Raw genomic sequence first — 11557 nt, forward strand, 5'->3', positions numbered from 1 at the left:
AGGAGCGCGGTCACGCGCTTCCGGCAACGGTGTTCCTGGGAGGTCCACCCGCGCTGATGTTGTCCGCGATCGCGCCGCTGCCCGAGAACGTCCCCGAACTCCTGCTGGCCTCGCTCATCGCGGGACGACGGCTGCCGATGGTCGATGGCATGGCGCAGCACCGCCTCGTGGCCGATGCGGAGTTCGCACTCATCGGCGAAGTCGCCCCGCACGTGCGGCACCCCGAAGGACCGTTCGGCGATCACTACGGCTACTACTCGCTGCAGCACGACTATCCGGTGTTCGACGTCCGCCGCGTGGCGCACAGGCACGACGCGATCTATCCCGCCACGGTGGTGGGGAAGCCGCGCCAGGAGGACTTCTTCATCGGCGATCTGCTGCAGGATCTGCTGTCGCCGCTGTTCCCCCTGGTGATGCCGGCCGTGCGTCAGCTCTGGAGCTATGGCGAGACCGGGTATCACTCGCTGAGCGCCGCCGTGGTGAAGGAACGCTACGGGCGTGAGGCGATGAGCAGCGCGTTCCGCATCCTCGGCGAAGGGCAGTTGTCGCTCACGAAGTTCCTGCTGCTCACCGACTCGCCGGTGGACCTGCGCGACTTCCGCGCCACGCTCACGCACATCCTCGCGCGCACGCGTCCGGCGACGGATCTCTACATCATGTCGAACCTGTCGATGGACACGCTCGACTACACGGGGCCGCGCGTGAACGAGGGATCGAAGGGCGTGCTCCTCGGGATGGGCGAGCCGGTGCGCGATCTGCCGCGCGAGTTCCTGTCCGCCGATCTCCCGGCCGGCGTCACGACGGTGCGCGTGTTCTGTCCCGGATGTCTGGTGATCGACGGGCCGTCGTACGCCGACGAACCCGGCGCGGCGGCGCGGCTGGTGAAGCACGACGCGTTCGCCGACTGGCCGCTCGTCGTCCTGAGCGACGAACCGCTGCGCGCCGCGGCCAGCGAGATGAACTTCCTGTGGACGACGTTCACGCGGTTCGAGCCGGCGGCAGACATCCACGCCGCGCGGCAGCGCACCGTGCGTCACCACATCGGGTACACGCCGCCGCTGCTCATCGACGCGCGCATGAAGCCGTGGTTCCCGAAGGAAGTCGAGTGCGATCCCGACACCGCCGCGCTCGTCTCGCGGCGATGGAGCGAGTACTTCCCGCATCGTCGCGTCGAGATGGGCGACAGCGGTCGCGGCCACCTCGACCCGGCCGCCCGCTGACGCGCGGGTCTTACTTGCCGAACGATCGGTCGAACAGGTCGGCGATCGCCTGCGTGCCGCCGGGCGTAAGTCCACGAGTTCCGGTACCCGTGAAATGGACGTGCGAGATCACGGGAAGGTCCGTGCCGGTGCGCGCCACCCACTGGCGGTCGTCCCACGTGAACCAGCCGTCCTTCTCCTGATCGAACACGTGCAGCGGCTTGTTGCACAGTTTGGCGAACTCGGCGCCCCAGCCGGTGCCGCCCTTCACGTGCAGGTCCGGCAGGATCACGCCCACCACGAAGATCTCCTGCCCGTTGTTCACCTGATACCAGATGCTCTGGAGCACCTTGCGGAACGTCGGCGTGTCGGTGAAGCGCCGGTTCATGAGCTGCGAGACGTACGCCAGACTCACGTCGCCGGCCTTCAGTTCTTCGTGATTGAGGTTGCGCACGCCGCGCGTGCGGACGGCCACGTGGCCATCGAAGCCGAAGTTGACTTCCTCGATGCCGAAGCGCTCCGCTTGCGCGCCGAACTCGGCCTCGGCTCCGGGAGCCCCGCCGCTGAACAGGATGTAGTCGCTGCGATCCACGTCGATCCTTTCAGTGCACGCCGCGCGGCGAGTGCCGCCCGCGTGTGCGGGCCAGTGTAGCCCGCCCGCTCGCCGTTCCGGTAGGATCGGGCGCGTGACTCCGACGGTGCCCGGATCCTTCTTCGACACGACATACGCCTCCGCGCCAGGCGGCACGCGCGCTCGCGCGGACGTGCCCGCCGCCGAACGCTGGAATCTCGCCGACATCTACCCGTCGTGGGAGGCGTGGCGCGCCGACTACGACGCGCTCGTGGCGCGCGTGCGTGCGTACCCGGCTCGCAAGGGCACGCTCGGCCGCAGCGCGACGGACCTGCTCGACGCCCTGCGCGAGAGCGACAGCATGAGCCAGGTGGCGTACAAGGTCTGGTACTACGCCTCGCTGGCGCACGACGAGAATCAGCGCGACAACACCATCGGCGCACACCGGCAACAGATGGGCATCCTCCTTGCCGAGTGGCGGCAGGAGACGGCGTGGTTCAACCCGGAACTGCTCACGCTCCCGCTCGAGGCGCTGCGCGCGTGGATGGACGCCGACCCGGATCTGGCCCTGTACCGGTTCATGATCGAGAACCTGTTCCGGCAGCAGGAGCACGTCCTCGACGAGAAGGGCGAGCACCTGTTGTCGCTCGCCGGACAGCTCGCGCGCGTGCCCGACGAGGCGTACGAGGCCCTGTCGACGGCGGACGTGAAGTTCCCGACGATCACGCTCAGCACGGGCGAATCCGTGCAGGTGACGTACCCGCGCTATCGCGCGCTGCTCGCGACCAATCGCGTGCAGGACGACCGCGCGAAGGCATTCGAGGCGCACCATCAGGTCTTCGAGTCGTCGCTCAACACGTACGCCGCGCTCTACAACGGCGTGCTGCAGCGCGACTGGTACCAGGCGCGCGCGCGTGGCTATGCGTCCACACTCGAAGCCGCCCTCCACGGCGACAACATCCCGACGGCGGTCGTCGAGAACCTGATCGCGTCAGCCCGCGCGAATCTCGGCGCGTATCAGCGGTACGAGCGGCTCCGTCGACGCGCGCTGAAGCTCGAGACGTATCACCTGTACGACGGCTCGATTCCGCTGGTCGACTTCACGGAGCACTATCCGTACCGGCAGGTGGTGGAGTGGATCGTGGACTCGGTGTCGCCGCTGGGACCGACGTATCAGCGCCGGCTCGCCGAGGGCTTCGAGAAGCGCTGGGTGGACATCTACGAGAACGAGGGCAAGCGATCGGGGGCGTACTCGGCGGGCGTGTACGGCGTCCACCCGTACGTTCTCATGAACTACAACGACACACTCGACTCGGCGTTCACGCTGGCGCACGAGATGGGGCACTCGATGCACACGGTGCTGGCGCAGGAGCGGCAGCCGTTCGTGTATTCGGACTACACGATCTTTGTCGCCGAAGTGCCGTCGACGCTGAGCGAAGCGCTGCTCCTGGACCATCGCCTCGCACACGCCACCAATCCCGATGAACGCATCGTGCTGCTCCAGCACGCGATCGACGGCATCACCGGCACGTTCTTCACGCAGGTGATGTTCGCCGACTGGGAACTGCGGGCGCACCGGCTCGTGGAGGCGGGACAGCCCATCACCGCCGACGTCCTCAGCAACCTGTACGCCGAGACGTTGCGCGCCTACCACGGCGATGCCATCGACTACGACGATCTCTCGCGCGTCACGTGGGCGCGTATCCCGCACTTCTTCGGTTCGCCCTACTACGTCTATCAGTACGCCACCTGTTACGCGTCGAGCGCGCAACTGCTCGTGGGTCTGCGCGACGCCGATCCGGCGGTGCGCGAAGCCACCATCGCGCGGTATCTCGACCTGCTCGGGGCCGGCGGCAGCGACTACTCGATGGCGCTGCTCGGGAGGGCAGGCGTCGATCTCGCCAATCCCGCCACCGTCGGCGCCGTCGGCACGCTCCTCGACACGCTCGTCGACCAGCTCGAAGATGCGCTCCGCACGCGCGGGCTCGTCTGAGGCCCATTCATGATGCGCAAACCCGTCGTCCTCATCACCGGCGCGGGCGGGGAGATCGGCCACGGCCTGATCACCCGTCTCGCCGCCTCCGGCCGTCAACGCATCGTCACGCTCGACCTGACGCGGCTCGACTCGTCGATCGGCTCGCTCGTCACGCGCGAGTTCACGGGCTCGATCCTCGACAACGCGCTGCTCGAGCGCATCCTGTCCGAGTTCGAGATCGACCTCGTCTTCCACCTGGCGGCCCTGCTCTCGACTCGGTCCGAGTTCACGCCCGTGATGGCGCACCAGGTCAACGTGGAAGGCACGCTCTCGCTGCTGGAGTTCGCGCAGAAGGAAGGCGAGTCGCACGGGCGCCCCGTCGTCTTCGTGTATCCGTCGAGCATCGCCGCATACGGCTTGCCTGACGCGGACACGCGCAAGGCCGCCGGGCGCGTCAACGAAGACCAGTACACGACGCCGACGACGATGTACGGGTGCAACAAGCTGTATTGCGAACTGCTCGGCACGTACTACGCGCGACACTACAAGCAACTGTCGGCGGCGCCGGCGGCGAGCCGCGTCGACTTCCGCGCGATTCGCTTCCCGGGATTGATCTCGGCGGCCACGCTGCCCTCGGGCGGTACGTCAGACTTCGCGCCCGAGATGCTGCACGCGGCGGCGCGCGGGGAAGCCTACGACTGCTTCGTGCGCCCCGACACGCGCATTCCGTTCATGGCGATGCCTGATGCGGTGGAGGCGCTGCTGAAACTGGCCGCCGCACCGCGGTGGGAGCTCACGCGGACGGCGTACAACATCGGCGCGTTCAATCCGTCGGCCGAAGAGGTGCGCGCGCGCGTGCTCGACGCCTTCCCCGGCGCGCAGATCGGGTTCGAAGTCGACACCAAGCGACAGGGCATCGTCGACACGTGGCCGGAGGACGTGGATGACTCCGCGGCGCGTGCCGATTGGGGGTTCTCGCCGGCGTACGACGTCGCCCGCGCCTTCGACGAGTACCTGCTGCCCGCCATCCGCGCCCGGTACGCCTGACGGGCGGCACCTGGCAATGCCGCGATGCCGGGAATGTCGACGGGCCGGGCCCGGAGGACCGGCCCTACCTCTCGCGCTGGTAGGGTCGGCTCTCCGAGTCAGGCCGCATCTCGCGCGCCACTCGCCGGGAGACACACACCGTTCGCCGGAACGCCACCGCACCCGCGGCACACCCTTCGTATCGTCATCCGAGGAACATGCACAGGGTGACGACGATGGTGATGGGGAACGACGTTGGCAGGCATCGGGATATGCAGGGGCGCTGGCGAGCCACGCTCCTGCACGGCGGTGTGGTCGGCGCGCTGTGCACGGGGCTGCTGGCCCTGTGGGTGGTGGCCGCGCTCGTGGCGGCACTGCTGACGCAGCCGGCCTTCACGCTCACCACGCTGGAAAGAGATGGAGCCCGCGGCGTGCCGGTCGTGGTCCGTCAGGGGACATCCGCGGTTTTCACCGGCTGGATCGGCCCAGCTGCGAACGGAGGCCTGCGATGAGCCGTCCGTGCGCCGTCACACGCACGAGTACCGTCGCCACGGGGCTCCTGTTCCTGCTGAGTGGCGTCGTCCTCTGGGCGGGGTCGCAGGGGTGGTACTCCATCCATCAGGCGATTCCGTGGTGGCCGGCGACCTTCATCTTCCCGGCCGTTCATCGCCTCACGTCACCGCCGCCCGAGCGCAGTCTCTTCGCCGGCGTGGCATGGCTCGGAGCGGGTGCGCTGCTTGTCGCCGCCAACCTCGACTACATCCAACTCCGCTTCAGCACCGTTGTCGCCATCTTCCTGCTGGTTGCGGGCGCCCGTCTGTTGTGGCAGGCATGGCAGCCCGGGAGACAGTCATGAGGCGCGAACGCGGCGGGCCGGGTGGGCAGGCCCTCGTCGGCCTGATCCTGCTCGTCGTCGGCGGACTGCTGTTTGCGCAGAACCTCGACGTGATCGACGTGCGACCCTACTGGCGCTACTGGCCTGTCGCACCGCTGGCCATCGGTCTGTTCAAGCTGATCGCGCCGGGCAGTCGCGGCGACCGTATCCTGGGCCTGATTCTCACCGCATTCGGCGGTGCGCACCTGGCGCGCGTGCTGGGCTACTGGTCGCCGAGGCCTCCGGACCTCGTCGCGCTGGTCCTCATGGCCGTCGGCGGCTACTTCGTCTTTCGTGGCCTCTTCGGCAGCCGCATTCCCGACGCCGGCCCCGATTCGAGCGAAACCATCTCCGGATTCACGATCATGGGTGGGTTCGGGCGCACGAACAACTCGAAGGCCTTTCGCGGTGGCGATCTCACGGTGTTCATGGGCGGCTGCGAGATCGATCTGCGGCAGGCGTCGATGCGGGAACCGGCGGCCATCGACGTGTTCGTGATGTGGGGCGGCGTGGAGGTGCGAGTACCGGAGGACTGGACCGTGGAGACGCGAGGCACGCCGCTGCTCGGAGGCTTCGTCGACAAGACGCGTCCGCCGGCGATGGCAACCGAGAAGCGACTCATCGTGCGTGGCGTGGCGTTGATGGGCGGCGTCGAGGTCAAGAACTAGGTGCATCCGATCTTCGGCCGCCTCGCACCGCTTGCCGCGTACCTGGGACTGTGGTCCCTCGTCGGCCTGGCCGCTGCGTTGACGCTCGTGCTGCGCGCGGGATGGACGCCGCAGGGCAGTGTCCTCACCGCGCTCCCGGTTGCGCTGGCGTACGGGGTCGTCTGTCTCGCCGCGTGGTACGTGTGTCGTGCGTTCCCGTTGAGCGGCAGCGCGTGGCGCGTGCTGCTGGCGCACGTCGGCGCGGCGAGCCTCACCGGTTCCGTGTGGGTGATGTTCGCGCGCGGGTGGGCGGCGACCGTGGGCACCGGCCCTCAGTGGTCGCGCGACGTCACGGTGCTGCTCTCGACAGTGGCGGTGCTGCTCTTCCTGCTCTCGTCGGCGGTGCATTACGTGTTCATCGCGCTCGAGGATCAGGAAGCCGCGCGGCGGCAGGCGCTGGAATCGGCGGTGCTCGCGCGGGAGGCGGAACTGCGGGCGCTGCGGGCGCAGGTGAATCCGCACTTCCTCTTCAACAGTCTGCACTCGATCGGATCGCTGGCCGGCACACGGCCGGCAGCCGCACGCGACATGGCGATTGCGCTCGGTGAGTTCCTGCGTCAGAGCCTGCATCTCGGCGGACTGGCCGGCGTGCCGCTCCAGGAGGAAGTCGAGTTGATGCGGCAGTACCTCGCAATCGAGCAGGTGCGCTTCGGCGATCGGCTGCGCGTGCACATCGACGTCGAGCCGGATGCCGGCGCCACGCGTGTGCCGCCGCTTCTGCTTCAGCCGCTCGTCGAGAACGCGATCAAGCACGGCGTGGCGGGCCTTCTCGACGAGGGCGTGGTGTCCATCACCGCACGCCGCGATCGCGGGCACGTCCACGTCGCCGTCGTCAACGCGTTCGATGCGGAGGTGCAGAGTCCCGCCGGCACCGGCACGGGGCTGCGCAACGTGCGCGACAGGCTCGTCACGCACTACGGACCGGCAGCGACGTTTCGTGCTGGCGCGGACGGCGAGCGCTTCAGCGTGACGCTGACCTATCCGTGCGAGCAGGCACGACACGAGGAGCCCCGCGCATGACCGACACACGTCTCAAGGTACTCGTGGTGGACGATGAGGCACTCGCGCGGCAGGTGGCGGTGGAGTACCTGCGGGAGTGCGACGGCGTGGAAGTAGCGGGCGAGTGTGCCAATGGCTACGAGGCCGTCAAGGCCGTGAGCGATGCCATGCCCGACGTGCTGCTGCTCGACGTGCAGATGCCGAAGCTCTCCGGATTCGACGTGCTCGAACTGATCGGTCCCGGACCTGCCGTCATCTTCGCGACGGCGCACGACGAGTTCGCGCTGAAGGCGTTCGACGTCCATGCCGTGGACTACCTGCTCAAGCCCTTTAGTCAGGCGCGTCTGGCAGACGCGGTCGAGCGTGCCCGCCAGCGCCTCGTCGCGCGGACGGCATCGCCCGCCGACGATCTGCGGTCGGCCCTGCGCACGGTGCGTCTCACGCGCATCCTCGTGCGCGACGGCGGCAAGGTGTTCATCGTGCCCGTCGACACGCTCGACTACGCGCAGGCGCAGGACGACTACGTCCTTCTGCATACGCAGGGACGCAACCTGCTCAAGGAGCAGCCGATTGGCTCGCTGGAGATGCAGCTCGATCCGTCGGAGTTCGTGCGCATCCACAGGTCCTGGATCCTCAACCTCGCGCGGCTCGCACGCGTGGAAGTGGAAGCCAGGGATCGCCGCGTGGCGGTACTGCACGACGGCACGCGCCTGCCCATCAGCCGCTCCGGCCATCAACGCCTGACCACCGCCCTCGGCCGCTGACGGGTCCATTTCGTGAAATGGCAGAACCGGCGGGGCCTGTGACGCGAATCGCCTGATGGAGGCAGGCACGGGTCCGGTCGCCGGACAGCCCCACCCGTCCTCCTCGCCAAGAGCACTCGTACGGGGGAGGCTCGTCGGCACGGGCGGGGCGGCCCCGTCCGTCGCCACCGCGCCAACAGAGAGACGCGATTCAGATGGCAGCGCCGCTCGAGATGTCCTATGGAAACCACGGCGCAAGACGTTTTATGGAGGCCAGCGGTTTCAACGCCTGGCACTGCTGACCGCCATGCGATTGCTCGCGCGGCATCCAGGCATGTAGATTGGCGGATGTGAGGGACCTGTCCGCGTTCTGCCGCCTGCTCGGAGACGATGTCCGCCTGCGTCTCATCCGCCTGCTGAGGAAGGAGCAGCTCAACGTCAAGGAACTCACGGCGATCCTGGGCATCGCCCAGTCTGGCGTGTCGCGACATCTCGGCCTGCTGCGCAAGAGCGGGCTTGTGGAGGAGCGGCGCGAAGGCGGGTATGCGTACTACTCGCTCCGCCCCGACGGCGCGGGCCAGGCTCTGCCGATGTGGGAAGCGCTCGAAGCGTCGCTCCCGTCGGCCGACGATGATGCGGAACTGCGCGCGGACGATGCGCGGCTGCTCGAGGTGTTGCGGCTGCGCAAGGAGGACTTCCTCACGCACGGCAGCAGCGCGGGACAACTCGTGCCAGGCCGCAGCTGGGCCGCATGGAGCCGCGCGCTCGGGCACCTCCTGCCGCCGCTCGTCGTGGCAGACGCGGGGTGCGGTGAGGGCTATCTGGCGCTGGAGGCCGCGCGGTGGGCCGAGCAGGTGATCGCCATCGATCACTCGCGCGACGCGCTCGCCGTTGCCAAACAGCTCGCTCACAAACGCGGCGTCTCGAACATCGTCTGGAAGGAAGGGCGCATCGAGCATCTGCCGCTGCCAGACGCATCCGTCGACGTCGTGCTCCTGTCGCAGGCGCTGCACCACGTGCCGACGCCCGAAACAGCCCTGGCCGAAGCCGTCCGCGCGGTGAAGCCTGGCGGCACCGTGCTCCTGCTCGAACTGCGCGCCCACGGGCAGGAGTGGGTGCGCGAGCGTCACGGCGATCGCTGGCTCGGCTTCCGCGACGAGGCGCTGGAAGACTGGCTGTTCCGCGTGGGTCTCGAAGACGTCCGCGTGGAAGTCGGCGCCCGCCTGAAAGGCGACCCCTTCACCGTCCTCGTCGCCAGTGGTCACAAACCCGGCGGCTCACGCAGACGGAAGTGAGCCCGTGGGGGCGACGCATGCCTCGCCCCTACACGTCGAACGCGTCGGCCTGAACGTACGCCATCAGTCGCGTCGACGAGCAGGACGGGGTCTTCAGCGCTTCCGCGATTCATTCGGCTTGACGGAAACGAGATCCGCCATATATCCTTTGTGCCGGATAGAGGGATGAATCAATCTGTCTCGCCGGTTCTCGCGCATCTGAATGTCCTCGGCGACCCCGTGCGGGCGCGGTTGCTGCGCGTGCTCGAGGGGCAGACGCTGGCCGTGGGCGAACTGTGCGACATCCTGCAGCTGCCGCAGTCCACCATCAGCCGACACCTGAAGACGCTGATGGACGGCGGGTGGGTGCGCGTGAGGCGCGAGGGGACGAGCCGGCTGTATTCACTCATGGCGGAGGAACTCGATGACGCCTCCGCCGATCTCTGGCGTCTCGTGCGCGGACAGCTCGAACACCTCGCGACGGTGGCACAGGACCGGGTCCGCCTGGCGCGCGTGCTGGCCGCGCGGCGGTCGCAGTCGGCGGCGTTCTTCTCCCGGGCGGCGGGGGATTGGGATGGCCTGCGCGACGAGCTCTATGGCCAGGCGTTCCATCTCGATGGTCTGCTCGCCGCGCTCGATCCCGCATGGGTGGTCGCCGATCTCGGTTGCGGCACCGGACGTACGGCAGCGGCTGTCGCGCCGTTCGTGCGGCAGGTGATTGCCGTCGACGCCTCGCCGGAGATGCTGGCGGCGGCGCGCGAACGCCTGCAGGACGCATCCAACGTCGATCTGCGCGTCGGCACGCTCGAGGCGCTGCCGATCGCTGATGCCAGCGTGGACCTCGCCGTGCTGGTGCTCGTGCTGCACCATCTCGGTGATCCCGCTGCGGTACTGAAGGAAGCGCGGCGCGTGCTGGTCCCCGGCGGCCGCGCGATCGTCGTCGACATGCAGGCGCACGACAGGGAGGACTATCGTGGCCAGATGGGTCACGTGTGGCTCGGGTTCTCCGAGGCGGAGATGAGCCGGTTGCTGACCGGCGCCGGGCTCGGCGACGTGCGCGTCGTGCCGCTGTCTCCGGCGGCGGGTGTACGAGGACCGTCGTTGTTCGCAGCGCGCGCGAACAGCGGACAACGGGCACCAGGACTTTCGTGACGCCGCGGCGCGGCGTTGCAATGGCGCGGCAGGTGTCGCGCATGTGTGAAGGAGCAGAGACGAATGACCCCAGTCGCAACAGAGACGTTGCACCCGTTTGCCGAGGCCGAGAAGGCTGGCCGTCCGGCGTTCAAGGTTCGTGATCTCGCGCAGGCCGACTTCGGCCGCAAGGAGATCAGGCTCGCCGAGCAGGAGATGCCCGGCCTGATGGCGATCCGTGAGGAGTACGCCGCGAGCCAGCCGCTGGCCGGCGTGAAGATCATGGGCAGCCTGCACATGACGGTGCAGACCGCGGTCCTCATCGAGACGCTCGACATCCTCGGCGCAGACGTCCGCTGGGTGTCGTGCAACATCTTCTCGACGCAGGATCACGCAGCGGCGGCCGTCGTCGTCGGCCGGCCCGAGACGGGCGGCACCGTGCAGAACCCGAAGGGCATCCCGGTGTTTGCGTGGAAGGGCGAGACGCTCGACGAGTACTGGTGGTGCACGAAGGAAGCGCTCGTGTGGCCCGACGGCTCGGGCCCCGCTCAGATCGTCGACGATGGGGGAGACGCGACGCTGTTCGTGCACAAGGCGCTGGAGTACGGCACGGCAGACAAGGTGCCGGCTTTCGACGCCGAGAAGGAACCGGAGGAGTGGGGCATCATCCTCCAGACGCTCCGTGACGAGCTCACCAAGGCACCGGCGCGGTGGCAGGCCCTCGCGCGGGGCATCAAGGGCGTGAGCGAGGAGACCACCACGGGCGTCCACCGTCTCTACGAGATGATGGCGGCCGGCACGCTGCTGTTCCCGGCGATCAACGTCAACGACGCGGTCACCAAGAGCAAGTTCGACAACCTGTATGGCTGCCGCCACTCGCTCACCGACGGGATCATGCGCGCCAGCGACGTGATGCTCTCGGGCAAGGTGGCCGTCGTGTGCGGCTACGGCGACGTGGGCAAGGGCTGCGCGCAGTCGCTGCGCGGCCAGGGCGCACGCGTGATCGTCACCGAGATCGATCCGATCTGTGCGCTGCAGGCGGCGATGGAAGGCTATCA

At 68.3% G+C, this 11557-nt stretch carries 12 protein-coding genes; 11 read left to right on the forward strand and 1 reads right to left on the reverse strand.

Annotation, left to right across the window (positions count from 1 at the left end; translation table 11 throughout):
- Positions 1 to 1220 (forward strand): UbiD family decarboxylase (locus IT182_17145; protein MCC6165075.1); only part of this gene is annotated, 1220 nt, incomplete at its 5' end.
- Between the two features lie 10 nt (positions 1221 to 1230).
- Here the strand turns inward: IT182_17145 and IT182_17150 are convergent.
- On the reverse strand, positions 1231 to 1797 hold the full coding sequence (locus tag IT182_17150; GenBank protein ID MCC6165076.1) for a hypothetical protein: 567 nt from the start codon (positions 1795 to 1797) through the stop codon (positions 1231 to 1233).
- Positions 1798 to 1897: 100 nt separating this feature from the next.
- On the opposite strand from IT182_17150, the gene pepF reads away from it, so the two are divergent.
- The 10 genes from pepF to IT182_17200 all read left to right on the forward strand — a co-directional run.
- A complete protein-coding gene (gene pepF / locus IT182_17155; GenBank protein MCC6165077.1) occupies positions 1898 to 3763 on the forward strand; it encodes an oligoendopeptidase F in 1866 nt (621 codons plus the stop codon).
- 9 nt (positions 3764 to 3772) lie between these two features.
- On the forward strand, positions 3773 to 4792 hold the full coding sequence (locus IT182_17160; GenBank protein MCC6165078.1) for an NAD-dependent epimerase/dehydratase family protein: 1020 nt from the start codon (positions 3773 to 3775) through the stop codon (positions 4790 to 4792).
- A gap of 197 nt (positions 4793 to 4989) precedes the next feature.
- Positions 4990 to 5283 carry a hypothetical protein gene (locus IT182_17165; protein ID MCC6165079.1) on the forward strand — a complete coding sequence of 98 codons (294 nt, stop codon included), beginning with the start codon at positions 4990 to 4992 and terminating at the stop codon, positions 5281 to 5283.
- Positions 5280 to 5627 carry a hypothetical protein gene (locus IT182_17170; GenBank protein MCC6165080.1) on the forward strand — a complete coding sequence of 116 codons (348 nt, stop codon included), beginning with the start codon at positions 5280 to 5282 and terminating at the stop codon, positions 5625 to 5627. The genes IT182_17165 and IT182_17170 overlap by 4 nt, the downstream gene beginning before the upstream one ends.
- On the forward strand, positions 5624 to 6313 hold the full coding sequence (locus tag IT182_17175) for a hypothetical protein (protein MCC6165081.1): 690 nt from the start codon (positions 5624 to 5626) through the stop codon (positions 6311 to 6313). The genes IT182_17170 and IT182_17175 overlap by 4 nt, the downstream gene beginning before the upstream one ends.
- A complete protein-coding gene (locus tag IT182_17180; GenBank protein ID MCC6165082.1) occupies positions 6314 to 7372 on the forward strand; it encodes a histidine kinase in 1059 nt (352 codons plus the stop codon).
- Positions 7369 to 8115, forward strand: coding sequence for a response regulator transcription factor (locus IT182_17185; protein ID MCC6165083.1), 747 nt, complete (start codon positions 7369 to 7371; stop codon positions 8113 to 8115). Before IT182_17180 ends, IT182_17185 begins: the two co-directional genes overlap by 4 nt.
- A gap of 329 nt (positions 8116 to 8444) precedes the next feature.
- Positions 8445 to 9389, forward strand: a complete 945-nt coding sequence (locus IT182_17190; GenBank protein MCC6165084.1) for a metalloregulator ArsR/SmtB family transcription factor — start codon at positions 8445 to 8447, stop codon at positions 9387 to 9389.
- 165 nt (positions 9390 to 9554) lie between these two features.
- Positions 9555 to 10520 (forward strand): metalloregulator ArsR/SmtB family transcription factor, encoded by a 966-nt coding sequence (locus tag IT182_17195; GenBank protein MCC6165085.1) that lies wholly within the window; start codon positions 9555 to 9557, stop codon positions 10518 to 10520.
- A 63-nt stretch (positions 10521 to 10583) separates the two neighbouring features.
- Positions 10584 to 11557, forward strand: a 974-nt coding sequence (locus tag IT182_17200; GenBank protein MCC6165086.1) for an adenosylhomocysteinase, incomplete at its 3' end; no start/stop codon positions are given.

Source organism: Acidobacteriota bacterium (assembly GCA_020845575.1).
GTDB lineage: Bacteria > Acidobacteriota > Vicinamibacteria > Vicinamibacterales > Vicinamibacteraceae > Luteitalea.

What these genes read in the sequence shown, in the direction of transcription:
- IT182_17185 (MCC6165083.1), top strand. Translation starts at nt 7,369, where the DNA reads ATGACCGACACACGTCTCAAGGTACTCGTGGTGGACGATGAGGCACTC.
- IT182_17165 (MCC6165079.1), top strand. Translation starts at nt 4,990, where the DNA reads ATGCACAGGGTGACGACGATGGTGATGGGGAACGACGTTGGCAGGCAT.
- IT182_17175 (MCC6165081.1), top strand. Translation starts at nt 5,624, where the DNA reads ATGAGGCGCGAACGCGGCGGGCCGGGTGGGCAGGCCCTCGTCGGCCTG.
- IT182_17170 (MCC6165080.1), top strand. Translation starts at nt 5,280, where the DNA reads ATGAGCCGTCCGTGCGCCGTCACACGCACGAGTACCGTCGCCACGGGG.
- IT182_17160 (MCC6165078.1), top strand. Translation starts at nt 3,773, where the DNA reads ATGATGCGCAAACCCGTCGTCCTCATCACCGGCGCGGGCGGGGAGATC.
- IT182_17195 (MCC6165085.1), top strand. Translation starts at nt 9,555, where the DNA reads ATGAATCAATCTGTCTCGCCGGTTCTCGCGCATCTGAATGTCCTCGGC.